We start from the raw sequence: 24,648 nt of genomic DNA on the forward strand, positions 1-24,648 counted from the left end.
GGTTCGCCCGCCGACCGGCCGCGCCCTGCCGGCTGCCGCGCACGGCCTGTCGCGCGTCGGCGGCTGCTCCGCCCACTCGCCACCGGCGCGTGGTCCACGCCCGCCTCGACCGTGGCACCACCGGTCCGGTCCGCCGGGGACGGTGGTGTCGCCGCGCGGTCGCCGCCCCGCCACGACGGGGGCCGCGTGGCCGAGGCCGGGAGCCCGCTGGCTCCCGGGGACCGTCCCCTGACGTTGCGTGGTGCCGACGGCGAGTGGAACTCTGGTGGTGGGCACTGATTCGGGGGACGCTCGTGAGCCGCCCGGTTCGCGGGGGTCTGACCGGCGCCCAGCGGTTCGCGCGCACACCGTCGCGGCACGGTGGCACCGGGCCCGTTCCACCACTGGAGGTACCCGTGGACAGAGCCGGCGGATGGGGAGACGACGTCTACCAGCCAGACGGATCGGAGATCCAGGACGACGCCGGGCTGCTGGACGCCGAGGACACCCTGGTCGCCGACGGTGTGGACGACCCGCTCGACCGGGGCTGGTCGCCACCGGAGCGCCCCTGGGCGGTGGAGCACACCGGGGTGACCGCCGCGGAGCGGCTGCGCGGCGAGACCCTGGACCAGCGGCTGGCGGAGGAGCTGCCGGACATCACCTCGGTCGACGGGGACGGGCTCGGCGACGCCCAGGACACCGATGGTGAGCTGCTGGACAACGAGGTCGGAGATCTCCGGTCGGGCCGTCTCGTCGCTCCCGACGAGGGCGCCCACGAGGACGAGGAGAGCGGTCTGATCGCCACCGACGTGGGCATCGACGGCGCGGCCGCCTCCGCCGAGGAGGCAGCGATGCACATCGTGGACGAGGACTCCCTGCCGGACTGACGCTGCCCGACCGCCCGTCCGCGCTGTCAGACGACGTTCAGGGCGAAGGCCGCTCCTACGCCCCCGAGGACCATGAACACCGGCATGAGCACCCTCAGCTCCACCCAACTGCCGGCCCGGAACCGCATCGCCTTGGGCGGACCGACCGGGTACCAGCGCTTGCGGCCGATCGGTATGGGCCACAGGATCGGGCAGCCCGAGACGGTCAGCGAATCGCCGATGTCGTGCACCAGCGCGCCCAGCAGGATCGGCAGTCCGAGCCACAGGTACTCCTGGCCCGGCTCGGTGAACAGCCAGTCCGCCCCGTTGCCCGGCTTGTCCAGGACACCGGCGATGATCCAGGCGCTGGTCGCCGCCAGGAGCCACACCAGCACGTCGCTGCTCGATCCTCGGGCCGCACGCCACAGCAGCCCTTCGATCGCCAGCACCATGTGCACGAACAGGATCGCCAGCACCGCCCAGCGGCCCCCCGTGATCGCCAGGGCGGAGGCCCCCGCGCCGAGCAGCACCGCCCACAGCCAGGTATGCGTGAGCGTGCGGTGCCCGCCGGAGCGACGTGGGTCGCCCTGCTTCTTCGTCGCCTTGTAGACCGCGTACGAGAGCTTGTCGACGATCTCGCACACCCAGCGGGAGAGTGGGCCGAAGGAACGGGAGATCGTCGCCGCCTTGTGGTCCAGGTCCGGAGCGAGCGCGGCACCCGCGCAGATCAACGCGCCGGCCAGGAGGACCGGCCAGGGCATGGTGCGCCCGGTCGCGGCTGCCGCCGCTCCTACGCCGAGCCAGGCCGCGGCCCCGGAAAGTGAGTGTGCTGGTCCCATCATGGCCGTGCCCCGCCCCATTCCTTCTGTGCAGCCGTCCAGTTGCCTCGGGCCGCTGTCCAGTTGTCCACGTGCGTCGATGCTCCGTCGGCGCCACAGCGTAGCGTTCGCGATCTTCGGCCGGGTATCCGATTCCCGCCTCGGGGGTGCGGGCAGGCAAGATGGGGGCGTGACCCTCATCGATCAGCTGCCGCGGACCGCCGACCCCGACGCCCTCTACGAAGCCTTCGAGTCGTGGGCCGTGGAACGCGGTCTCACCCTCTACCCCCATCAGGAGGAGGCGCTCATCGAGGTGGTCGCCGGCGCGAACGTGATCGTGTCGACGCCCACCGGCTCCGGCAAGAGCATGATCGCGGCGGGCGCGCACTTCGCCGCCCTCGCCCGTGACGAGGTCACCTTCTACACCGCCCCGATCAAGGCTCTGGTGTCGGAGAAGTTCTTCGAGCTGTGCAAGATCTTCGGCACGGAGAACGTCGGCATGCTCACCGGCGACGCGTCCGTGAACGCCGACGCCCCCGTCATCTGCTGCACCGCGGAGGTCCTGGCGTCCATCGCGCTGCGCGACGGCAAGGACGCCGACGTCGGTCAGGTCGTCATGGACGAGTTCCACTTCTACGCGGAGGCCGACCGCGGCTGGGCCTGGCAGATCCCCATCCTGGAGCTGCCCCAGGCCCAGTTCATCCTGATGTCGGCGACCCTCGGCGACGTCTCGATGTTCGAGAAGGACCTCACCCGGCGCACCGGCCGGCCCACCTCCGTGGTCCGCTCGGCCACCCGCCCCGTGCCGCTGTCGTACGAGTACGTGCTGACGCCGCTGACGGAGACGCTCACGGAGCTGCTCACCACCAAGCAGGCGCCCGTCTACATCGTGCACTTCACGCAGGCGCAGGCCGTGGAGCGGGCGCAGGCGCTGATGAGCATCAACATGTGCACGCGGGAGGAGAAGGACCAGATCGCCGAGCTGATCGGCAACTTCCGGTTCACCACCAAGTTCGGCCGCAACCTGTCGCGTTACGTCCGGCACGGTATCGGTGTGCACCATGCCGGGATGCTGCCCAAGTACCGGCGTCTGGTGGAGAAGCTGGCCCAGGCAGGTCTGCTGAAGGTGATCTGCGGTACCGACACGCTCGGCGTCGGCGTCAACGTCCCCATCCGTACAGTGCTGTTCACCGCGCTGACCAAGTACGACGGCAGCCGGGTTCGCACGCTGCGCGCCCGGGAGTTCCACCAGATCGCGGGGCGCGCCGGGCGGGCGGGCTTCGACACGGCCGGGTACGTGGTGGCGCAGGCACCCGAGCACGTCATCGAGAACGAGAAGGCTCTCGCGAAGGCGGGCGACGATCCGAAGAAGCGCCGCAAGGTGGTCCGCAAGAAGGCGCCCGAGGGATTCGTCGGCTGGACGGAGAACACCTTCGAGAAGCTCATCGCCTCCGAGCCGGAGCCACTCACGTCCCGTTTCCGGGTGACGCACACGATGCTGCTGTCGGTGATCGCCCGGCCCGGCAACGCCTTCGATGCGATGCGGAGGCTGCTGGAGGACAACCACGAGCCGCGCAAGCAGCAGCTGCGCCACATCCGGCGGGCGATCGCCATCTACCGTTCCCTGCTCGACGGCGGCATCGTCGAGAAGCTCGACGAGCCGGACGCGGAGGGCCGCATCGTCCGTCTGACGGTCGATCTGCAGCAGGACTTCGCGCTCAACCAGCCGCTGTCCACGTTCGCGCTGGCCGCGTTCGAACTGCTCGACCCGGAGTCGCCGTCGTACGCCCTGGACATGGTCTCCGTGGTGGAGTCGACGCTCGACGACCCGCGGCAGATCCTCGTGGCCCAGCAGAACAAGGCGCGCGGTGAGGCCGTGGCGGCGATGAAGGCGGACGGTGTCGAGTACGAGGAGCGCATGGAACGGCTCCAGGACGTCACCTACCCCAAGCCGCTGGAGGAGTTGCTCTTCCACGCGTACAACACGTACCGCAAGAGCCACCCCTGGGTCGGAGACCACCCGCTGTCCCCGAAGTCGGTGATCCGGGACATGTACGAACGGGCGCTCTCCTTCACCGAGTTGGTGTCGTTCTACGAGCTGGCGCGCACCGAGGGCATTGTGCTGCGCTACCTCGCGGGCGCCTACAAGACCCTCGATCACACCGTCCCCGACGACCTCAAGTCGGACGACCTGGAGGATCTGATCGCCTGGCTCGGCGAGATGGTCCGACAGGTCGACTCCAGTCTCCTCGACGAGTGGGAGCAACTCGCCAACCCGGAGGAGATGACCGCCGAGGAGGCCCAGGAGAAAGCCGACCAGGTCAAGCCGGTCACCTCCAACGCGCGTGCCTTCCGCGTCCTCGTCCGCAACGCCATGTTCCGGCGGGTCGAGCTGGCCGCCCTCGACCAGGTCGACGAGTTGGGCGAGCTGGACGCCGAGTCCGGCTGGGACGCCGAGCGGTGGGGTCAGGCGATGGACAAGTACTGGGACGAGTACGACGAACTCGGCACCGGCCCGGACGCCCGCGGTCCGCGCCTGCTGATGATCGAGGAGGAGCCGCAGAACGGGCTGTGGCGCGTTCGCCAGACCTTCGCCGACCCGAACGGCGATCATGATTGGGGCATCAGCGCGGAGATCGATCTTGCGGCCTCCGACGCCGAGGGCCGCGCCGTCGTCAGGGTCACCGACGTCGGTCAGTTGTGAACACCGGAGAGGCCCGCAGATGACGACCAACCCCGCCGAGCGGCTTGTCGACCTCCTCGACCTGGAACAGATCGAGGTCAACATCTTCCGCGGGCGCAGCCCGCAGGAGTCCTTGCAGCGGGTCTTCGGTGGCCAGGTGGCCGGCCAGGCGTTGGTCGCCGCCGGTCGCACCACCGAGGGCGACCGGCCGGTGCACTCGCTGCACGCGTACTTCCTTCGCCCAGGGCGTCCGGGGGTGCCGATCGTGTACCAGGTCGAGCGGGTCCGCGACGGGCGGTCGTTCACCACGCGTCGGGTCACCGCCGTGCAGCAGGGACGCACGATCTTCAATCTGACCGCCTCCTTCCACAAGCCTGAAGAGGGGAGCTTCGAGCACCAGCTGCCGCCGGCCCGCGAGGTGCCGGACCCGGAGTCGCTGCCGACGCTGACGCAGGAGATCACCGATCATCTGGGGACGCTGCCCGAGCAGTTGCAGCGCATGGCCCGACGTCAGCCCTTCGACATCCGTTATGTCGACCAGCTGCGCTGGACCCCCGAGGAGGTCGAGCGCGCGGAGCCGCGCAGCGCGGTGTGGATGCGGGCCGTGGGCCCCTTGGGGAACGATCCGCTGGTCCACACCTGCGCGCTGACGTACGCCAGCGACATGACCCTGCTGGATGCCGTCCGTCTTCCCGTGGAGCCGCTGTGGGGACCGCGCAGCTTCGACATGGCGTCGCTGGACCATGCGATGTGGTTCCACCGGCCGTTCCGTGCGGACGAGTGGTTCCTGTACGACCAGGAGTCACCGATCGCGGTGGGTGGACGCGGTCTGGCCCGTGGCCGCATCTACGACCAGGAGGGTCGTCTGCTCGTGTCGGTCGTCCAGGAGGGGCTGTTCCGCAAGCTCGGTTCGTGACGCGTCCGTCGGCCGACGCCCCTTGAAGGGCTCACCGCACCGGGTCGACGGATCAGGGATGCCCGCGCGTCAGCCAGCCGAGCAGCCCGCGTCGCTTCCCGGCTGCCGGACCCGGTGTCTCGGGGCGGTTCGCGGGACGCTTGACGTTCCTCGCCGGGCGTGGAGCCGGCTCCTTCCTGCGGGGCCTCGGCGCCAGCCGGTGAGCACGGGCCTCGACGAGAGCCTGCCGGAGGTCCGCCCGGAGCCACTCGATCTCATCCGGGTCGTCCGCCGTCATGATCGTGCCGGTGATCCGGGCGGCGGGCGAGTCGTGCGGGCCCTGGTCGGCCCGCGCGGGCCGGTGGCGGTTGAGATGGGCCCGCTCGTAGGGGTCCCGTACGACCTCCGCGAGGTGCACGGGGTCGAGGAGGGAGGCCGGCGCGGCGGCGCGGGCCCAGGGGTCGTCGGCATGCCGGAGCAGGAACCCGAGATGGCGTCCCCGCCAGTTCCTGGGCCGCAGATCGAGGCCGCTGTCCAGTTGGACCCTCAGCTCCTGGGGGAGGCGCCCGGTCAGCCACGGGGCGTTGTTCTTGTCGGCGGCGAACCGTCGCAGTTCATCTGCCAGATAGAGCCAGACGACCGCCCGGTAGCGGTTGAGGCAGAACTTCACCGGGGTGACGAGCCCCAGCCGTGCGAGGCGCACGAATCGAGTCGGCGCCACGTCCAGAATCGCTGCGGCGTCCTTGGAGCCGACGGCTTCGACCCGTGCGCGCAACGTCCGGGGGAAGCCCTCCTCGGTACGGAGCCGGTCGATCTCGCTGCGGACCACGCGACGTCCTCCGCCTCCCTCGTCGGGAACGGTTCGTACGCATCCGAGGTGGACGGCCAGGTCGAGTTCGCCGGGTTTCAGGCCCAGTTCACGAGCGGCACGGCTCCGGGCGAGCGGCCGGTCGGCCGCCTCGGCAGATACCACGGACACCGCGGATACTGGTGCGACGGTCGGCGCGGTGGGTGTGGCAGGTCGTGTGATGGTGTGGCCGGACATGGTGGTTCTCCCCCGTACGGTACTGCCGCGACGCTGGTGCGCGTCGCCTCGGGAAAACCGTAGCCCGTTTGCGGAAAGTCGTGGCGAGCCTGTGGATAACTTGGACGCGGCTCACGAAACAGCAGGTCAGAGGTCTCTGGTCGCGGATGGTGCGGGCTGCCGGGCGTCGACACCGAGGTGTTCGCCGACACGGTTCACCATCAGGGTCATCTCGTAGGCGATCTGGCCGATGTCCGCTTCCGCGGCGCTGAGCACGCACAGGCAACTGCCCGCTCCGGCCGCGGTGACGAAGAGCATGGCGTCATCGAACTCGATCATCGTCTGCCGTACGTCACCGGCGCCGAAGTGCCGTCCCGAGCCCTTGGCGAGGCTGTGCAGACCAGATGAGACCGCGGCGAGGTGCTCGGCGTCCTCACGTCTCAGTCCGGTACTGGACGCCGTGACCAATCCGTCGCTGGACAGCACCAGTGCGTGCCGTACGGGTTCCAGGCGCTCGGTCAAGTCGTCCAGTAACCAACCGAGTCCCGCGTTCTGCGGCATTTTTCCTACTCCCCGTTTTCGTCGTTCCTCCTGACGAGGAGGATCCGACGGTTCAGCCTTCCCCACTGCTGCCGTGGGAGCAAGCAGGATGGGGACATGGCAAAGAAGATGACCGACAAGGAATGGCGGGCCTTCGTCTCAGAGGGAACCCGCACCGGAAAGCTGGCGACGTCCCGCGCCGATGGACGTCCTCACGTCACTCCCATCTGGTTCTTGTTGCACGGTGACGAGCTGCTCTTCAACACCGGCAAGGAAACTGTCAAGGGACGGAATCTGGCCAGGGACGGCCGTGTGGCGCTCTGTGTGGACTCCGATCTGCCGCCCTACGCCTTCGTGGTACTGGAAGGCCGGGCGGAACTTTCCGAGGACCTCGACGAGGTACGTCACTGGGCCACGCGTATCGGCGCCCGCTACATGGGTGAGGACCGGGCCGAGGAGTTCGGCGCTCGCAACGGCGTGCCGGGAGAGCTTCTCGTGCGAGTACGTGTGGACAAGGTCCTCGCGTACTCCGGCGTGTCCGACTGAGCGCGGGCCCGGTCGCCACCTTCAGGCACCGGGCGGACCGGGCGCGTCAGCTCACGGAGTCGAGCAGCCGGGCGGTGTGCATCCGTCCGGCGTACTCGACGAGGCGTATCAGCACCTCCTTGCCCGAGGCGCGGTCCCGCGCGTCGCAGAGGACCACGGGGGTGCCCTGGTCGAGGTCGAGGGCGCGGGACACGTCGTCGGCGCCGTAGGCGCCCGCTCCGGAGAAGCAGTTGACGGCGACCACGAAGGGGATGTGCCGGTGCTCGAAGAAGTCCACCGCGGGGAAGCAGTCCTGGAGTCGTCTCGTGTCCGCGAGGACGACCGCCCCCAGCGCGCCCTGGGCGAGCTCGTCCCACAGGAACCAGAACCTGTCCTGCCCCGGGGTGCCGAACAGATAGAGCGACAGGCCGGACCGGATGGTGATGCGGCCGAAGTCCATGGCCACCGTGGTGGTCACCTTCTGGTCCACCCCGCCGGTGTCGTCGACCGACCGCCCGGCCTCGCTCAGGACTTCCTCGGTGCGCAGCGGCTTGATCTCGCTGACCGCCCCGACCAGCGTGGTCTTGCCCACTCCGAAGCCACCGGCGACGAGGATCTTCAGCGCCAGGGCGCCCGTGTCGCCATCTGTCGTGTCGGAGTGCTCGGAGGCCATCGATCACTTCTTTCGGGAGTGCGGGGCAAGGTCGACATCCGTATTGCTGCGCGGAGCCAGAATCATGACAACTGCCGCTCCTCAGCGGGGCATTGGACCAGTTCTTCCTGGCATCGACTGACTCTTGCGCGTTCGGTGCCCGGTTGGATGCACAAGTTCGCACGAGACCGACCCGCACCGTTACCCCTCCCTACAGTGCGCACTTTCGTTCGACACCCGCAGCGCCCTCAGCCCGGCGATCACATCACGCAGGACGCGCTCGTCAGGCAGCTGCGCGGGCGGCACCGGCCGGCTGACCGTGACGTGACCCGGTTCGAGCAGATTCCCCAGGAGTACGCGCACCACGCCGACCGACAGGTCCGCACCGGCGGCGAGTTCGGCGACCGGCTGGGGCTCGGTCCGGGTCCGGCACGGTTCGATCAGCGTGCGGTGTGCCGGCGACGCCCAGTCCGGTGGCAAGACGTGCCAGTGCCGATGGCGAACACCGCGGTGACGAGCCAGTTGCGGCGGGACCGGCCGGTGTCACCCAGCGCACGGACGGTGCAGCGCAGTCCGAGTGCCGCGCCCGTACAGGACATCACGTACGACAGCACGGGGGTCAACCAGCCGAGATGGCTGTCCTGGTGCCCCATGACTCCGGGACGCCAGTGGGAGCACGGGTGCGTGAAGGGGGCGCATTTCGAAGACTGGAGGCAGGTGGCGCTCATACGCGCCGTCACGATTGGCTCTCGCTCGAACGTGCACACCATGCTCGTTCACCCGAGGGTGGGGGATCATGCGGAGCATGAGCGACGACCACACGCACGTCCAGGAGTTCTTCACGGCACGGGCCGCCGACTGGGACGCGCGGTTCCCCGACGACGGTCCCGCCTACGCCGCCGCCGTCGCCGACCTCGACCTGCGGCCGGGTGACCGTGTGCTCGACGCGGGGTGCGGTACGGGGCGGGCCCTGACACCGCTGCGGAGGGCCGTGGGTCCCACCGGCGTGGTGCTCGGGGCGGATCTGACCCCGGCGATGCTGGAGGCCGCCGTACGGGCCGGGCGGCACCTCGACGGGCACCTGCTGCTCGCGGACGTGGCAGCTCTGCCGCTGCACACGGAGTCCATGGACGCGGTGTTCGCCGCGGGGCTCGTCGCGCATCTCTCGGACCCGGCGGCGAATCTCCGGGAGCTCGCGCGAGTGGTCCGGCCTGGCGGCGCGCTGGCTCTCTTCCATCCGATCGGCAGGGCCGCGCTCGCGACGCGCCAGGGGCGGCAGATCACCTCGGGCGATCTCAGGGCGGAGGCGAACCTCGGCCCACTGCTGGCCGGATCGGGCTGGCGCATGACGTCGTACGCCGACGAGGACAGCCGATTCCTCGCGCTCGCCGTACGCGCCGACTGACGCGCTGCGCACCCTCCGACCAGCACGGTTGACAGATCGCGGTCCCCGCCGATCACTCCCGGTCCCGGGATGGACCCTCTTCTGTCACCGCACCTCCGTCTCTACGTTGAGTAGGAACACGTGAACGGTCTGTGCATACCGAGATGGAGGTAGGCAGCCCTTATGCTCGACAGGCTCCGCAAGTCCTTGGCCAGTTTCCTCGACTCGACGCGCGCCGAGAAGACCACGCGGGAGGAGAAACGCACGCACAACCTGTTCGAGGCGGCGGCCGCCTACATATCGGCCTGCGCCGACGACGACCAGGACCGGATCGACGAGACAGTGACCTGGGTGTCGCCCGAAGCGCTGTCGTTCGGCGTGAGTGAACTGGCCTGCCGTGCGGTCATCGCGCTGGCACGCGAGCGGGACGAGTCGCCGCAGACGGTGGCACGGTCACTGCTGGGACTACCCGCTGCCTGAAGCGGCGAGAAGCACCGGTCGATTCGCCCCTGTCCTGCCGGAACCGCAGCTCTGCGTGGGTTTGGCTCTCGTGACAAGCGCCCGGCGGTCGCATTAGGGTGCGCCGACGGACGAGCGAGAGCAATGGGAGGCCCGCATGGCCGGGACGGATGATGACGCCGTCGCCGCCGGGGACGACGACGCACTGTATGTGCTGACGGCGGTGCTGCTCACGCCCGCGAACTTCCCCAGTGTGCTGGGCGACGACTACCCGGAGGCCTGCGCCGCGCTCGGTCTCGCCCCGCTCGCCGACGGCTACGGGATCGTCCTGGGCCAGGACGGCGACGGCGCCCGGTGGACGGTCGTGGTGGACGACGTGTCCCTGGTCGCCGTGGCGATCGCCTCGTGGGACTGCGGCATGGAGTACGACCTGTCGCCCGACGAGGACTCCGTGGTGGCCGCGCTGCCCGGCTGGCCCCTGGCGGTGGCCGTCGCCGCTCCCGGCGTGCCGGCTCCGCACGACCCGGCCCCGGAGGTCTCCGGCCTGCCTCCGCTGAGCCCGCCGGACACCACCGTCTGGGGGCCCGCGCAGCGGCGCCTGGGCGCCGACGAGATCGCACTGCAGTGGAGCACCTGGCGGGAACAGATCGACGACTCCGCCTTCACCGGACAGAACGGCGCGAACGCTGCGGCAGCCGCGGAGGCCGCCGAATCCGGCAGCGACGAGGGCGGCATCCGCTCGGGCATCCGCCGTGTCCTCGCCGAGGCTCGCGCCTACGTCGAGTCGCCGCCGCCCCTCGGACGTGTGCGCTCGTCGTTCGCGCCGGGCGACGCCCGGACACTCAGGGCCGACGGCCCCGGTTGGTCGATGGTGGCCAGGACCGACGACATCGCCTTCGTCCTGCTCGACGACGAACCGGGGGAAGTGCTCCCCGTGGGGCGGGGCGAGGAACTACCCGGTCTCCTGGAGTCCCTCGACAAGATCGCGGTACGTCCCAACTGAGCCCCGGCCCGCCCCGGCCCTGTCGCAGGTCACCGGCCCACCGCCGGGCCGGTGGCTCCTCAGCGTCCGAGCTCCTTGCGACCGACCCGGCGCAGCCTGCGTCGCTGCGAGGGGGCGAGCGTGAGGTACGCGGCCGTGGGGATCCCCAGGACTATGAGGAGATTGGCCCAGAACGGGAACGGCAACAGGAACAGCAGGACGATCCCGATGGCCGCACCCCCCACGACGATCTTCGTGCTCTTCGACATCTCCGTCGCCTCCTTCACGGCCCACTGCCGCTCTCTGTCCTGAGAACGGGCTCCCGCTCCCCGCAGTTCCGGTCCACAACCCTGACGCAACCCTGACTCCGCCCCCGGCACAACCCTGAGACGCTCTCGACTTCTCTCGACATGCCCCTCAGGCCGTTGCTCACGCCACCTCTCATCACACTCCCGGGAGATCTGAAGTGCGGTACCCTCGACGACTCCGAGTGCACTAGTCAAATTTGAGGAGTTCAGCATTCCTGTGCCGATGAACCTCGCGGCGACCCCTGCCGATGTCTCCCAGCTGGCCCGCTGTCACGTCGCTTTCGTGATGGACGACCCGGCCCGCGCCGGCCGTTTCGTCTTCCGGCGCCCCGACGGCGCGGCACCGCCGCCCGTCGCGGTGGGCTCCGCCGGGGAGTCGGTGATCGTCATGCCCGGCAAGACAGGGGTCGAACTGGTGCGGGTGCATGTCGTGTCGCTCTCGGTGAGCGCCGCCCTGCCTGTGCTCGCACGCGCGCGTGCGAGCACGGAGGCCGAGCGGTCGACCGTCTTCTGGGGGGCCGCCACCGTCCTGGCCCTGCAACTCGTCGCACGCGGACTCCTGTTGCCCGGTGTGACCGCCGCAGGCCATGACGCGTGGCGGATCGGCCCGCTCCGGGCGGAGGACCTGGAAGGGGTCCGCGAGCTGGCCGCGGCGATGCCGCCGGAGGCACACGCCGTGCCCGTCGACCACACGTCGCCGCTGCGTCTTCCGGATCCCGAGAGGTTGCTGCGTGCGTTCCTCGACGCGGTCGCCGACTCGCTGCCCCGCTCCCCTGCCGCCGCCCTGGCGGCGGGTGGCCCCGCTTTCGCGGCGCGGGAACCGACGCCGGTGCCCGAGCAGCGCGCCTGGGCCGCCGATGTCGCCGCCGGTCACGACGCCGGGGTCCGCCTGTCGCTGCGCGTCGAGGTCCCTGGCCTGGCCTTCGCCGACCCGGACGAGACCCGGTTGTCGGTCCGGGCCGTTCTCCAGGTGCACAGTGTCAGTGACCCGGCGCTGGTGGCGGACGCCTCCACGGTGTGGGCCGGCGCCGACGCGTTCGGCCCACGCGCGCGGATGGACGCGTTGCTCGCGCTGCGCCGCGCGTCTCGCGCCTGGCCCCCGCTCACCCCGCTGCTCTCCGCCGCCGTGCCGGACGCGGTGGATCTCGCCGACGAGGAGGTCACCGATCTCCTGGGCGAAGGAGCCCGGACGCTGGCCGCCGCGGGCGTCGACGTGCACTGGCCGAAGGAGCTGGCGCGCACGTTGACCGCCCACGCGGTCATCGGTCCACCGGACGACCAACAGGACGGCGACCAGAACGACGAACGGGACACCGGCACGGGCGGCCCCTCCACGACCCGCTCCGGCCGTACAGGTCCTGACGCGCCCGGCCCCGGAGTGACTGGTCCCGGTGGGATCGGTTCCGGTGGGATCGGTTCCGGCGCTCCGTCGTTGCTGTCGGCCGACGCGCTGCTCGCCTTCGACTGGCGGTTCTCCCTGGGCGACCAGCGGCTGACCCGGGAGGAGTTGGACGTACTCGCGGAGGCGAATCGCCCCATGGTGCGACTGCGGGGCCAGTGGGTCCTCGTCGACCCGGAGGAGATTCGCCGCGCCCGTGCGCAACGGAACCACAGGATGTCTCCCGTCGACGCGCTCGGCGCCGCCCTGACGGGCTCCACCGAGGTCAACGGCCGCCTGGTCGAGGTGCGGCCCACGGGGTGGCTGGCCACTGTGCGGGAGCGGCTGTCGGATCCGGAGGGGCAGGTACCGGTCGGGCCGCCCTCAGGACTCGCCGCGACCCTTCGCGACTACCAGCTGCGGGGCCTCGGCTGGCTGGCCCGGATGACGTCCCTGGGGCTGGGCGGATGCCTCGCGGACGACATGGGGCTCGGCAAGACGATCACCCTGATCGCCCTGCATCTGCACCGCCAGTCCGACGCCTCCTCCGCCGGCCCCACGCTCGTGGTCTGTCCCGCCTCCCTGATGGGCAACTGGCAGCGTGAGATCGAGAAGTTCGCGCCCGGAGTTCCGGTGCGCCGCTTCCACGGCGCCCGGCGGACCCTGGAGGGGCTGGCGGAGGGGGAGTTCGTCCTCACCACGTACGGCACGATGCGGCTCGACGCGCCACGGCTCGGTGGTGTCCCCTGGGGCATGGTCGTCGCGGACGAGGCGCAGCACGTGAAGAATCCGTACTCGGCCACGGCGAAGGAGCTGCGCACCATCGGGGCACGCGCACGTGTGGCGCTCACGGGCACTCCGGTGGAGAACAACCTGTCCGAACTGTGGGCGATCCTCGACTGGACCACCCCGGGGCTTCTCGGCAGGCTCGGCACCTTCCGCACCCGGTACGCGCAGGCCGTCGAGGGCAGCCGCGACCCCGCCGCAGCGGAGCGGCTCGCCCGCCTCGTACGGCCGTTCCTGCTGCGGCGCCGCAAGTCGGATCCGGGCATCGCCCCGGAACTGCCGCCGAAGACCGAGACGGATCGCGCCGTGTCGCTGACCAGGGAGCAGGTGGGCCTGTACGAGGCGTTGGTGCGCGAGACGATGGCGGAGATCGCGCGGGCCGACGGCATGGAACGGCGCGGGCTGATCGTGAAGCTGCTCACCGGGCTCAAGCAGATCTGCAATCATCCGGCGCAGTTCCTCAAGGAGGAGCGGCCCCGGATCGCCGGCAGGTCGGGAAAGTTGGAGCTGCTGGACGAACTGCTGGACACCATCCTGTCCGAGGGGGCGAGCGTGCTGGTGTTCACGCAGTACGTGGGGATGGCGCGGCTCCTGGAGCGCCATCTCGCGGCGCGTGGCGTGCCGACGCGGTTCCTGCACGGAGGGACACCGATCCCGGAGCGTGAGGCGATGGTCGAGAGCTTCCAGGAGGGAGGAGTGCCCGTCTTCCTGCTGTCGCTGAAAGCCGCCGGCACGGGTCTGAACCTGACGCGCGCCGAGCACGTCGTGCACTACGACCGCTGGTGGAACCCCGCCGTGGAGGCACAGGCGACCGACCGGGCCTACCGCATCGGGCAGATGCGGCCGGTGCAGGTGCACCGGCTGATCACGGAGGGAACGATCGAGGACCGCATCGCGGACATGCTGGTCCGCAAGCGCGCATTGGCCGAGGCGGTGCTCGGGTCCGGCGACGCGGCTCTCACCGAGCTGTCCGACGCCGAACTGGCCGACCTGGTGCAGCTGCGAGGGGACACACGATGACGGAACACACGGGACAGGGCGAGGAGCGCACGTTCGCCGCGCTCGCGCCGGTGCACGGGCGTGGATTCGCGCAGACGTGGTGGGGCCGGGCCTGGTTGAAAGCGCTGGAGGACGCCGCACTGGACGCGGGGCAGCTCAAGGAGGGACGCAGACTCGCGCGCGCCGGAGCCGTGGGCGCCGTGGCGGTGCGACCCGGACGGGTCACCGCCGTGGTCCGGGACCGGGACGGCACGGCCCATCGCGCCGACGTCCTGCTCCAGGAACTGTCCGAGGCGCACTGGGACCGTTTCCTCGGGATGGCAGCGGAGCGGTCGGGGCACATCGCCGCCCTGCTCGACCGTGAGATGCCGCCGCATCTCGTCGAGGACGCGGCGACGGCCGGCGTCGATCTGCTGCCCGGACTCGGAGACCTGGAGGCGGAGTGTGACTGTGGCGCCTGGGACCACTGCGGCCACACCGCGGCGCTCTCGTACCAGGTGGCACGGTTGCTGGACCAGGATCCGTTCGTCCTGCTGCTGATGCGGGGCCGGGCCGAGCGGGCGCTGCTGGACGAACTCCAGATCCGCAGTGCCGGCCCCGGAGCCGAGGAGCGGAGGGCACCGGAGCCCCCTCAGGACGGCCTGGACGCCGTCGAGGCGTACGCGACTGGGGACATCCTGCCTCCGCTCCCGGAGCCGCCGGGTCTGCCCGCGGAGCCCGGTCCGCCGCCGTCCCTCGACACCGAGGCCCCGCCCGGACCCGGTGTCGACCCGGGCGCGCTGGAGTTCCTGGCGGCGCGGGCCGCGCAGGAGGCCCACAGGATGCTGGCCGAGGCCCTGCGTGACGGACATGGTCGGCAGCCCGTGGAGGCGGCGCTCACGCCGGATGAGGACGCCGTGCGCCTGGCCGCCAGTGACCCGGAGCCGAGCATCGCGGCACGGCTGGCGGAGGGCTCCGGGCGTGGCCGGGAAGGGCTGGCGCTCGCCGTCCGCGCCTGGCGGTACGGCGGTGCGGCCGCGCTCGCCGTCCTCGACGAGGAGTGGCCCGTTCCGGCGGAAGCGCTCGCACGCGCGCGTGCCGCCCTGGAAGCGGCCTGGGACGAGGACGAACGGCCCCCGCTGCGCCCCACCCACAACCGCTGGACCGTGGTGGGCGGCTCGGCCCAGTTGCGCCTCGGACGGGACGGCCGCTGGTGGCCGTACCGCAAGGAGCGCGGCCGCTGGGCACCGGCGGGCCCGGCCGCGCACGATCCGGCGACGGCACTGGCCTCGGTCGACGCCGAGGACTGAGCCCTGGGGGACGCGTCCGTGCCTCGGCCTGCGGCGCGTCGGAGGAGCGCCCCAGGTCGCCGGGGAACTCCGTCGGTGGATCGCCGAGGAGGCCCCCGCCGCCGCGAGCGGTGGGGGCCTCCTTCACACGCGCGTGGTCAGCCGCGGGCACCCAGCAGGTGGTCCATCGCTAGCTGGTCGAGCTGCTCGAAGGCCATTCCGCGGGCCGCGGCGGCCTCGGCGTCGAAGTCCTCGAACGCCGTGCGGTCCGCGAGCAGCGCCTGCAGGCCGTCGGCGGCGGTCGGCTGGGCCAGCTGGTCCAGGCGGGCCGCTCGCAGGGCCTCCTGGACCTGCGGGTCGGCACGGAACGCGGCGGCGCGCTCCTTCAGGATGAGGTAGTTGCGCATGCAGCCGGCGGCCGACGCCCACACCCCGTCGAGGTCCTCGGTACGCGGCGGCTTGAAGTCGAAGTGCCTCGGGCCCGCGTAGCCGGCGTTCTCCAGGAGGTCGACCAGCCAGAAGGCCGAGCGCAGGTCACCGGCGCCGAAGCGCAGGTCCTGGTCGTACTTGATGCCGGACTGGCCGTTGAGGTCGATGTGGAAGAGCTTGCCGGCCCACAGGGCCTGCGCGATGCCGTGCGGGAAGTTCAGCCCGGCCATCTGCTCGTGGCCGACCTCGGGGTTCACGCCGTACAGCTCCGGGCGCTCCAGGCGCTCGATGAAGGCCAGGGCGTGACCGACCGTGGGGAGCAGAATGTCGCCGCGCGGCTCGTTCGGCTTGGGCTCGATCGCGAACTTCAGGTCGTAGCCCTGGGAGGTGACGTACTCGCCGAGGAGGTCGAAGGCCTCCTTCATGCGGTCGAGCGCCGCCCGCACGTCCTTGGCGGCACCGGACTCGGCGCCCTCGCGGCCGCCCCAGGCGACGTAGATCTTGGCGCCGAGCTCGACCGCCAGGTCGATGTTGCGGATCGTCTTGCGCAGGGCGTAGCGGCGGACGTCCCGGTCGTTGGCGGTGAACGCGCCGTCCTTGAAGACAGGGTGCGTGAACAGGTTGGTGGTGGCCATCGGCACGGTCATACCGGTGGTGTCCAGGGCGGCGCGGAAGCGCTTGATGTGCTCCTCGCGCTCACTGTCCGAGGACCCGAAGGGGATCAGGTCGTCGTCGTGGAAGGTAACGCCGTAGGCGCCCAGTTCGGCCAGACGCTGCACCGTCTCGACAGGGTCGAGGGCACGCCGGGTGGCGTCGCCGAACGGGTCCCTTCCCTGCCAGCCGACGGTCCACAGGCCGAAGGTGAACCTGTCCTCGGGGGTGGGCTGGTAGTTCATGCCGCGGCTCCTTGCGCTCCGACTATTTCGTCATGGCGATTTACAAATTAGTATGCGGACGCGTCCACGGGAAGACAAGATGTCGCCCGCCGGACGCGTCAGCCGCGTCGGCGGCAGTCACGAGCCCGCGTGAGAGGGAGAGCCCGATGTCAGCAGCCGAGGGTCCGCTCGTCGTCGGTGTGGACTCGTCCACACAGTCCGCCAAGGCCCTGGTCGTCGACGCCTCGACCGGACGGGTGGTGGCGAGCGGACAGGCCCCGCACACCGTGTCGTCCGGCGCGGGCCGGGAGAGCGACCCGCGGCAGTGGTGGGACGCGCTGTGCGAGGCGTTGCGCCAGTGCGGTGAACCCGCCCGTGAGGCCGCGGCGGTGTCGATCGGCGGTCAGCAGCACGGCCTGGTCACGCTCGACGCACAGGGCGAGCCGGTGCGTCCCGCGCTGCTGTGGAACGACGTCCGCTCCGCGCCTCAAGGGCGTCGGCTGGTGGCGGAGCTGGGCGGCCCGAAGGCTTGGGCCGAACGCACCGGAAGCGTCCCCGGCACCTCCTTCACCGTCACGAAGTGGGCCTGGCTCGCCGAGAACGAGCCCGAGGCGGTCCGTGCCACGGCCGCCGTCCGACTGCCGCACGACTATCTGACCGAGCGCCTCACGGGCCAGGGCACGACGGACCGCGGTGACGCCTCCGGCACCGGCTGGTGGGCGTCGGGGACGGAGGCCTATGACGAGGAGGTCCTCGCCCATGTGGGCCTGGACCCCGCGCTGCTGCCCCGTGTGGTCCGGCCCGGAGAGGTCGCCGGCACCGTGCGGGACGCCCAGGATCTGCCCTTCGCGAAGGGCACCCTCGTCGCCCCCGGCACCGGGGACAACGCGGCCGCCGCGCTGGGCCTCGGCCTGCGGCCCGGCACACCGGTGCTGAGCCTCGGCACGTCGGGCACGGTGTACGCCGTGTCGAAGCACCGTCCTGCCGACCCGACCGGCACGGTGGCGGGCTTCGCGGACGCCCACGGGGACTGGCTGCCGCTGGCCTGCACCCTGAACTGCACCCAGGCCGTCGACCGCGTCGCCGCGCTGCTGGGCCTGGACCGCGAGGCCGTGGAGCCCGGCACGGGTGTCACCCTCCTGCCCTACCTGGACGGGGAACGCACCCCGGCCCTCCCCCACGCCTCCGGTCTCCTGCACGGGCTGCGGCACGACACGACCGGCGGACAGCTCCTGCAGGCCGCGTACGACGGTGCCGTGCACTCACTGCTCGGCGCGCTCGACCTTGTGCTCGACGCGGACGCGGACCCGTCGGCTCCCCTGCTGCTGATCGGCGGCGGCGCCCGGGGCACGGCGTGGCAGCAGACCGTGCGACGCCTGTCGGGGCGTGCCGTGCAGGTCCCGGAAGCCAGGGAGCTGGTGGCGCTGGGCGCGGCGGCGCAGGCTGCGGGGCTGCTCACCGGCGAGGATCCGGCCGCGGTTTCCCGCCGCTGGGACACCACGCGCGGGCCGGTGCTGGAGGCGGTGGAGCGCGACGAGGAGACGCTGGCCAGGATCTCCGGGGTGCTCTCCGACGCGGCGCCGCTGCTGGAGCGCGAGCCGGGCGGCCACTGACCGGGCAAGGTGCGCCTGAAGTGGGGAGATACGCTTCCGGCATGATCCGAGGGGCTCCGGCCCAGACACTCCGAGAGGAACCGGGGGAGGTATGACCGCACCGCTGCACGAGGCGCACCCGAGCAGTCCCGGCCGTCGCCTGCCCGACACCCAGCAGGGCATGCGCCGCCGCAACCTCTCCCGGGTGATGCACACCGTCAACACCGAGGGCCCGCTCTCCCGTGCGGCGGTGGCGTCGCACATCGGCCTCACCCGGGCGGCGGTGTCCACGCTGGTGGACGAGCTGATCCGGGCAGGTCTCCTGGAGGAACTGGGTCCGGAGCGTCCCGGCCGGGTCGGTCGCCCCGGTTCGGCGCTCGCCCTCAGCGGACGGGGTCCCGCGGGAATCGGCGCGGAGATCGGCGTGGACCACCTGGCGGTGTGTGCGGTGGACCTGCGCGGCGCGGTACGCGCGCGTGCCGTGCGGCACGGCACCAACCGCGGCCGCTCCCCCGAGCCGGTGATCGACGAGCTGACCGCCCTCGTACGACAGGTCGTCGCCGAGGCCGAGCAGGAGGGCCTGTGGGCGGCCGGCCTCGCGGTCGCGGTGCCCGGTCTGGTGGCGCGCGACGCCCGCACCGTGGTCCGTGCCCCCAACCTCGACTGGCACGACACGGACCTGGGAGAGCTGCTCCCCGAGGATCTGCCGCTGACCGTCGACAACGAGGCCAACTTCGGTGGCCTCGCCGAACTCTGGCTCGGCGCCGCGACGCCGCGCGACTTCCTGCATGTCTCCGCGGAGATCGGCATCGGTGGCGCGGTGGTCGTGGACGGCCGGCTGCTGCGGGGCACCCGCGGCTTCGCGGGCGAGCTGGGCCATGTGCCCGTACGCCCGGAGGGCCCGGAGTGCGCGTGCGGGGGGCGGGGCTGTCTGGAGCAGTACGCCGGCGAGGAGGCCGTGCTGCGGACGGCGGGGTTGGAGCCTGGCGAGGACCGGATGGAGTTGCTGGCCGAGCGTGCGGCCGCCGGGGACGAGAAGGTGCTCGGGGCGCTGCGCGGCGCCGGTACCGCGCTGGGTGTCGCGCTGACCGGCGCGGTCAATCTGCTGGACCCCGAGAGGGTCGTCCTGGGCGGCGCCCTGGCCGCTCTCGCACCCTGGCTCGTCCCGGCACTGGAAGGTGAGCTGGCCGGGCGGACAGCGGGGCCCTCGTGCGCCGTGACCGTGTCGCGGCTCGGCTCCGAGGGACCGTTGCTGGGCGCGGCCCATTCGGTGGTACGGGCGGTGCTCGACGACCCGGCGACGGTCGGGGTGCGGGCGTAGCCGCGGAGATGACGAGCGCATCGGCCTGAGAGCACGGTAGGCCGAGCAAGGGAAAGCAGGCGTCGTCGGTCGGGCTGCCACGGCCCTCTCACCCCTGCGGGCGGCGGAGTTATCCACAATGATCTCCTTTTCCACCGTTTTCCCCATGCTTCGACGGCGTGCCCGCTGATCGCCGTACCGTGAATCACGCGCGGTCCAGCCGCTCGACCTGCGGATGCGTCTCGCACCAGGGCGCCCCTCCCCGCAGATCGGATTCAGCATCCTCGGAAAGGCAGACCCAATGGAGCGAGCCGAAACGTCACCGAGCAGGCGGCGGCTGCTGAAAGCCACCGCTCTCACCGTGATCCACTACGCGTTGCTCCCCGGCCCTCGCGCAGAGGCCCACCCAGCCCCCGTCGACCACGCGCATGCCCTGTGGGAGCCGGCGAGCGAGGCCAACTACACGGCGGCAAAGCGCCCGACGAGCCACCCCGTCGACCTGGTGATCATCCACGTGACGCAGACGACCTACAAGAACACGATGCCCGTCTTCTGGAACCCCGCGAAGCAGGTCTCCGCGCACTACGTGCTGCGGTCGGCCGACGGCCGGGTCACCCAGTGCGTCCGTGAACAGGACATCGCCTGGCACGCGGGCAACTGGGACTACAACGCGCGCAGCATCGGCATCGAGCACGAGGGCTGGGTGGATCGCCCCGAGTGCTTCACCACTGTCCTGTACGAGCAGTCGGCGGCCCTCGCCTCGGAGGTCTGCCACAGGTACGGCATCCCCAAGGACCGCGACCACATCATCGGCCACCACGAGGTGCCGGGCACCGATCACACCGATCCCGGGCCGCACTGGGACTGGGACCGGTACATACGCATGGTCAACGCCGTCTGAGGCCGTGGAGGCGGAACCGGCGGGTACGTCTCATGGCTTGTCGGGCGCGGGTACGAGGATGACGATGGACCCTGCCATGCACGGACTGCCGGGAGGCCGAGTTGACCGATCCATGGGTGGCTCTGGAGCCGGGAGCCGACCCTGTCGAGCGAGTGCGGACACTACGCCGCGCGCACGAGGCGTTCACCCAGGGTGGCGCGGTGACGCGGCCGGTCCGCTCCGTGGTGGCCGATTCTTGGCGCCGCTCCGCGAGAGCCGGCGTCGGGCCGGAGGGCACCGCGCGTGTGGACCTGACGGACGGCGACCTCGGTTCCTATCGCGCGGAGCATCCTCTGGCCAGGGTGATGCCTCTGGTCCGTGAGTTGCTGGGCACGTTCGCGGCGGACGGCGAGCATTTGCTGGCGGTGTGCGACGCCCAGGGCAGGCTGTTGTGGGTGGAGGGGCATCCGGCGACCCGACGCCGGGCGGACGGGATGAACTTCGTGCCGGGGGCGCGCTGGGCGGAGTCCGAGGTCGGTACCAACGCGCCGGGTACGGCCGTCGCCGTCGACCGGCCGGTGCAGGTGTTCGCGGCCGAGCACTTCATACGGCAGGTGCAACCGTGGACGTGTGCGGCGGCACCGGTGCACGATCCACGCACCGGACGGGTGATCGGTGCGATCGACATCACCGGTGGCGATGGGCTGGCGCACCCGCACAGTCTCGGTTTCGTGCAGGCGGTGGCCCGGGCCGCCGAGTCCCAGTTGGCCCTGCTCGCACCGCCCGGCGCCCCGGCCGACGCACTGCAACTGACGGCCCTCGGCCGGGACGAGGCACAACTCCTGGTGGCGGGAAGGAAGGTGAGACTCAGCCGCCGGCACAGCGAGATCCTGGTACTGCTCGCCCGGCATCCGGAAGGGCTCTCCGGCGACGAGTTGCTCTGCGACCTGTACGAGGACGAGTCGGTGACGCCGGTGACGTTGCGGGCCGAACTGGCGAGGCTGCGCCGACTGCTCGGGCCCGGGCTGCTCGGATCGCGTCCATACCGGCTGATGGTTCCGGTGGAGTCCGATGTGGCGATCGTGGAGCGGAGGTTGGAGACGGGTGCGGTGACGTCGGCCGTGACGGCGTACGGGGGGCCGCTGCTGCCCGGTTCGCAGGCCCCGGCGGTCGCCCGTCTGCGCCACAGGCTCGCCGAGGGGCTGCGTACGGCTCTCATCGCGCGGCGCGATCCCGACCTGCTGGCCGACTGGGCGCACGCGCCGTGGGGCGAGGAGGACCTCGACGTATGGCGCGCACTCGCGGCCCTGCGCCCCACACCGACGGTACGCGCCCGGTTGCGGGAACTGGAGGCGGAGCTGAGGGCACCGGCGGGATGGGCACAGCGGCGACGTACCTGAGTACGGGCAGGGCGGAACGACGGGAGAACGGGACGGCGGCACGGAGGGAGAGCAGGTGAGCGGGAGGAGAGGAGAGCGGCAGAGCGGGAGGACGAGGCTGCGTGCGTGGGGTGGAGGCGCCCCTGCCGCGGGTCGTGGCGCAACGTCGTTGCAACCGTCGGATTCCTAGCCTCCACACGAGAGCCGCCCAACGGCGGGTGGCGCTTCTGGGGAGGCAGGTATTCCATGACCCGTTTCGCAGCACCTGGTACGGATGGCGCGGTCGTCTCCTACGAGGCGCGGTACGACCACTTCATCGGCGGTGAGTACGTGCCGCCGGCCCGCGGGCAGTACTTCGAGAACCCGAGTCCGGTGAACGGGCTGCCGTTCACGGAGATCGCGCGGGGTACGAGTGAGGACGTGGAGCGGGCGCTGGACGCGGCGCACGCGGCCGCGCCCGGCTGGGGTCGTACGTCGGTGACGGAGCGTTCGGACATCCTGCGGAAGATCGCCGATCGGATGGAGGCGAACCTGGAGAAGCTGGCGGTCGCCGAGAGCTGGGAGAACGGCAAGCCGGTGCGCGAGACGCTGGCCGCCGACATCCCGCTCGCCATCGACCACTTCCGGTACTTCGCGGGAGTGGTGCGTGCGCAGGAGGGTTCGCTGGCGGAGCTCGACGACGACACGGTGGCGTACCACTTCCACGAGCCGCTGGGGGTGGTCGCGCAGATCATCCCGTGGAACTTCCCGATCCTCATGGCGACGTGGAAGCTGGCGCCGGCGCTGGCGGCGGGCAACGCGGTCGTGCTCAAGCCGGCGGAGCAGACTCCGGCGTCGATCCATGTCTGGCTGAGCCTGGTCGCGGACCTGCTGCCGCCGGGCGTCCTGAACATCGTCAACGGGTTCGGGGTGGAGGCGGGCAAACCGCTGGCGTCGAGTCCGCGGGTGGCGAAGGTGGCGTTCACGGGTGAGACGACGACCGGGCGTCTGATCATGCAGTACGCGTCGGAGAACATCACGCCGGTGACGCTCGAACTCGGTGGCAAGTCGCCGAACATCTTCTTCGACGACGTGTGGTCGGCGAACGACGACTTCCGCGACAAGGCCCTCGAAGGCTTCACGATGTTCGCGCTCAACCAGGGCGAAGTGTGCACGTGCCCGTCGCGGGCGCTGGTGCAGCGCGGGCACTATGCCGAGTTCCTCGAGGCGGCCGTGGCCCGCACGGAACAGATCAAGACGGGGCACCCGCTGGACACCGAGACCATGATCGGGGCGCAGGCGTCCAACGACCAGTTGGAGAAGATCCTCTCCTACCTGGACATCGGAAGGCAGGAAGGGGCCAAGGTCCTCACGGGCGGGGAACGCATCGAGCACGGTGGTGAGTTGAAGGGCGGCTACTACGTCCAGCCGACGATCTTCGAGGGCGACAACCGTATGCGGATCTTCCAGGAGGAGATCTTCGGTCCGGTGGTGTCCGTCACTTCGTTCGACGACTTCGACGACGCGATCAAGATCGCCAATGACACGTTGTACGGCCTGGGAGCCGGCGTGTGGACACGGGACGCCAACACGGCCTACCGAGCCGGCCGTGCCATCCAGGCGGGCCGTGTCTGGACGAACTGCTACCACGCGTACCCGGCACACGCCGCGTTCGGCGGATACAAGGGCTCGGGCATCGGCCGCGAGACACACAAGATGATGCTGGACCACTACCAGCAGACGAAGAATCTTCTGGTGTCGTACTCGCCGAAGAGGCTGGGCTTCTTCTAGACACCTGCGAAAAGGCGCCTGACCTGGGTTTTCACCCGTCAGGCGCCCTTCGTGCAACCCGTTCTCGACCGGGGCCCGACTTGCGCGCTAACTCCCCATTCCTCCCGCGACTGCACCCCTCCTGACCAGTACTTCCGGACCGATCACGGACCAAACCTCCGGTTCAGCCCTCGGGTACATCACCTTGACTGACGCGCTGCCACTCGTTCATGGACTGCTCGATGAGACGGTTCGCCTGCTCTCGAAGGCCGTCAAGGAACTTGGCGTAGTGGTGAAAGAGAACCTCGATGCTCTGGCTGAACTTTCCCCGTGATGCTGGACACTCCATACTTACGCCGCGAGGCGTGTCCTTGCTCGTGTCGCTGACTGATCTCCAGCGGGGTCAGGTAGCCCCAGTGCGGGTGTTTCCGCAGCCGCTTGCGGTTGGAGAAGGTCTCGATGAGGGAGAGAATCTCGACGCGGGCGGTGGCCCGGTCGGGCCAGCGGCGGGTCCCGATCTCCTCCTTCAGGACCGCGAAGAAGGACTCGGCGGCGGCGCTGACGAAACAGGACCCTGTCCTTCCCGTGGTCTGCCGCAGTCCCAACCTGCTCATTTCTCCCCGTAGTCGCAGAAGGCATGCCCGTCCCGCTCCCACCCGCCGAAACCGTCCTCCTGGCGACGGCCAGATCCGCGCCTGCCTCTTCGCCCGCGAGGAGACAGCCAGCCCGCATCTGCCGCCCGGCCGTGTGGGGCAAGAAGGCCGACGCGGGCTTGGACGACCCGTCGTTCGATCGGCCCGGCCGACCCATGTCGGCCATCGCAGGGCGAGTACCCGTCAAGGGTGACTGATCGGCGGCATTCGCCGCCCCCGAACCACCGGGATATGACCAGTGGCTC

21 protein-coding genes and 3 pseudogenes are annotated in these 24,648 nt (G+C 70.8%); 16 read left to right on the forward strand and 8 right to left on the reverse strand.

Annotated elements, in window-relative coordinates; genetic code table 11:
• The first annotated feature begins 395 nt into the window (after nt 1-395).
• Nucleotides 396-866: a DUF5709 domain-containing protein gene (locus GSY65_RS03510; RefSeq protein ID WP_159765899.1), complete on the forward strand. Its 471-nt coding sequence runs from the start codon at nt 396-398 to the stop codon at nt 864-866.
• Nucleotides 867-892: 26 nt separating this feature from the next.
• Here the strand turns inward: GSY65_RS03510 and GSY65_RS03515 are convergent, their stop codons facing one another.
• Complete coding sequence (locus tag GSY65_RS03515) at nt 893-1,687, reverse strand: metal-dependent hydrolase (RefSeq protein WP_159765900.1); 795 nt, start codon at nt 1,685-1,687, stop codon at nt 893-895.
• Between the two features lie 166 nt (nt 1,688-1,853).
• On the opposite strand from GSY65_RS03515, the gene GSY65_RS03520 reads away from it, so the two are divergent.
• A complete protein-coding gene (locus GSY65_RS03520) occupies nt 1,854-4,367 on the forward strand; it encodes a DEAD/DEAH box helicase (protein WP_159765901.1) in 2,514 nt (837 codons plus the stop codon).
• A 19-nt stretch (nt 4,368-4,386) separates the two neighbouring features.
• Complete coding sequence (locus GSY65_RS03525) at nt 4,387-5,262, forward strand: acyl-CoA thioesterase (protein WP_159765902.1); 876 nt, start codon at nt 4,387-4,389, stop codon at nt 5,260-5,262.
• Nucleotides 5,263-5,314: 52 nt separating this feature from the next.
• Here GSY65_RS03525 and GSY65_RS03530 read toward each other — a convergent pair whose 3' ends face one another.
• Both GSY65_RS03530 and GSY65_RS03535 read right to left on the reverse strand, forming a co-directional pair.
• A complete protein-coding gene (locus tag GSY65_RS03530; RefSeq protein ID WP_159765903.1) occupies nt 5,315-6,286 on the reverse strand; it encodes a DUF6397 family protein in 972 nt (323 codons plus the stop codon).
• A 126-nt stretch (nt 6,287-6,412) separates the two neighbouring features.
• Nucleotides 6,413-6,826 carry a roadblock/LC7 domain-containing protein gene (locus GSY65_RS03535; RefSeq protein ID WP_159765904.1) on the reverse strand — a complete coding sequence of 138 codons (414 nt, stop codon included), beginning with the start codon at nt 6,824-6,826 and terminating at the stop codon, nt 6,413-6,415.
• Nucleotides 6,827-6,922: 96 nt separating this feature from the next.
• On the opposite strand from GSY65_RS03535, the gene GSY65_RS03540 reads away from it, so the two are divergent.
• Nucleotides 6,923-7,351 carry a PPOX class F420-dependent oxidoreductase gene (locus GSY65_RS03540; protein ID WP_159765905.1) on the forward strand — a complete coding sequence of 143 codons (429 nt, stop codon included), beginning with the start codon at nt 6,923-6,925 and terminating at the stop codon, nt 7,349-7,351.
• Between the two features lie 46 nt (nt 7,352-7,397).
• Here the strand turns inward: GSY65_RS03540 and GSY65_RS03545 are convergent, their stop codons facing one another.
• From GSY65_RS03545 to GSY65_RS34620, 3 genes and pseudogenes are all read right to left on the reverse strand, one after another.
• Nucleotides 7,398-8,003, reverse strand: coding sequence for a GTP-binding protein (locus tag GSY65_RS03545; protein WP_159765906.1), 606 nt, complete (start codon nt 8,001-8,003; stop codon nt 7,398-7,400).
• Nucleotides 8,004-8,183: 180 nt separating this feature from the next.
• Nucleotides 8,184-8,441, reverse strand: a pseudogene (locus tag GSY65_RS03550) (DUF742 domain-containing protein); the annotation flags it as partial.
• A 26-nt stretch (nt 8,442-8,467) separates the two neighbouring features.
• Nucleotides 8,468-8,635 (reverse strand): annotated as a pseudogene (locus tag GSY65_RS34620) (MHYT domain-containing protein); the annotation flags it as partial.
• A 143-nt stretch (nt 8,636-8,778) separates the two neighbouring features.
• Here GSY65_RS34620 and GSY65_RS03555 point away from each other — a divergent pair.
• From GSY65_RS03555 to GSY65_RS03565, 3 genes are all read left to right on the forward strand, one after another.
• On the forward strand, nt 8,779-9,387 hold the full coding sequence (locus GSY65_RS03555; protein ID WP_201452445.1) for a class I SAM-dependent methyltransferase: 609 nt from the start codon (nt 8,779-8,781) through the stop codon (nt 9,385-9,387).
• 162 nt (nt 9,388-9,549) lie between these two features.
• Nucleotides 9,550-9,846 (forward strand): hypothetical protein, encoded by a 297-nt coding sequence (locus GSY65_RS03560; RefSeq protein ID WP_159765908.1) that lies wholly within the window; start codon nt 9,550-9,552, stop codon nt 9,844-9,846.
• Between the two features lie 136 nt (nt 9,847-9,982).
• A complete protein-coding gene (locus GSY65_RS03565; RefSeq protein ID WP_159765909.1) occupies nt 9,983-10,828 on the forward strand; it encodes a hypothetical protein in 846 nt (281 codons plus the stop codon).
• A 59-nt stretch (nt 10,829-10,887) separates the two neighbouring features.
• Here GSY65_RS03565 and GSY65_RS03570 read toward each other — a convergent pair whose 3' ends face one another.
• Nucleotides 10,888-11,076: a hypothetical protein gene (locus GSY65_RS03570; RefSeq protein ID WP_159765910.1), complete on the reverse strand. Its 189-nt coding sequence runs from the start codon at nt 11,074-11,076 to the stop codon at nt 10,888-10,890.
• A 262-nt stretch (nt 11,077-11,338) separates the two neighbouring features.
• Between GSY65_RS03570 and GSY65_RS03575 the strand changes: the two genes are divergently transcribed.
• Entirely contained in the window at nt 11,339-14,299 is a 2,961-nt protein-coding gene (locus tag GSY65_RS03575; RefSeq protein ID WP_159775587.1) for a DEAD/DEAH box helicase, read from the forward strand.
• Nucleotides 14,296-15,567: an SWF or SNF family helicase gene (locus tag GSY65_RS03580; protein ID WP_159765911.1), complete on the forward strand. Its 1,272-nt coding sequence runs from the start codon at nt 14,296-14,298 to the stop codon at nt 15,565-15,567. Before GSY65_RS03575 ends, GSY65_RS03580 begins: the two co-directional genes overlap by 4 nt.
• A 137-nt stretch (nt 15,568-15,704) precedes the next feature.
• On the opposite strand, the gene xylA is transcribed toward GSY65_RS03580, so the two are convergent.
• Entirely contained in the window at nt 15,705-16,871 is a 1,167-nt protein-coding gene (gene xylA / locus GSY65_RS03585) for a xylose isomerase (protein ID WP_159765912.1), read from the reverse strand.
• A gap of 146 nt (nt 16,872-17,017) precedes the next feature.
• Between xylA and xylB the strand changes: the two genes are divergently transcribed.
• From xylB to GSY65_RS34625, 7 genes and pseudogenes are all read left to right on the forward strand, one after another.
• Entirely contained in the window at nt 17,018-18,463 is a 1,446-nt protein-coding gene (xylB, locus tag GSY65_RS03590; protein ID WP_159765913.1) for a xylulokinase, read from the forward strand.
• 91 nt (nt 18,464-18,554) lie between these two features.
• Complete coding sequence (locus tag GSY65_RS03595; protein ID WP_159765914.1) at nt 18,555-19,763, forward strand: ROK family transcriptional regulator; 1,209 nt, start codon at nt 18,555-18,557, stop codon at nt 19,761-19,763.
• A gap of 280 nt (nt 19,764-20,043) precedes the next feature.
• Complete coding sequence (locus tag GSY65_RS03600) at nt 20,044-20,643, forward strand: N-acetylmuramoyl-L-alanine amidase (protein ID WP_159765915.1); 600 nt, start codon at nt 20,044-20,046, stop codon at nt 20,641-20,643.
• Between the two features lie 101 nt (nt 20,644-20,744).
• Nucleotides 20,745-22,022 (forward strand): GAF domain-containing protein, encoded by a 1,278-nt coding sequence (locus GSY65_RS03605; RefSeq protein WP_201452446.1) that lies wholly within the window; start codon nt 20,745-20,747, stop codon nt 22,020-22,022.
• A gap of 225 nt (nt 22,023-22,247) precedes the next feature.
• Nucleotides 22,248-23,771: an aldehyde dehydrogenase gene (adh, locus tag GSY65_RS03610; RefSeq protein WP_159765916.1), complete on the forward strand. Its 1,524-nt coding sequence runs from the start codon at nt 22,248-22,250 to the stop codon at nt 23,769-23,771.
• 184 nt (nt 23,772-23,955) lie between these two features.
• Nucleotides 23,956-24,084 (forward strand): hypothetical protein, encoded by a 129-nt coding sequence (locus tag GSY65_RS34250; protein ID WP_268978180.1) that lies wholly within the window; start codon nt 23,956-23,958, stop codon nt 24,082-24,084.
• Nucleotides 24,085-24,410: 326 nt separating this feature from the next.
• Nucleotides 24,411-24,600: pseudogene (locus GSY65_RS34625) on the forward strand (hypothetical protein); the annotation flags it as partial.
• Nucleotides 24,601-24,648: the final 48 nt, after the last annotated feature.

Origin of the sequence: Streptomyces sp. HM190, assembly GCF_009857135.1 — a bacterium.
Taxonomy (GTDB): domain Bacteria; phylum Actinomycetota; class Actinomycetes; order Streptomycetales; family Streptomycetaceae; genus Streptomyces; species Streptomyces heilongjiangensis.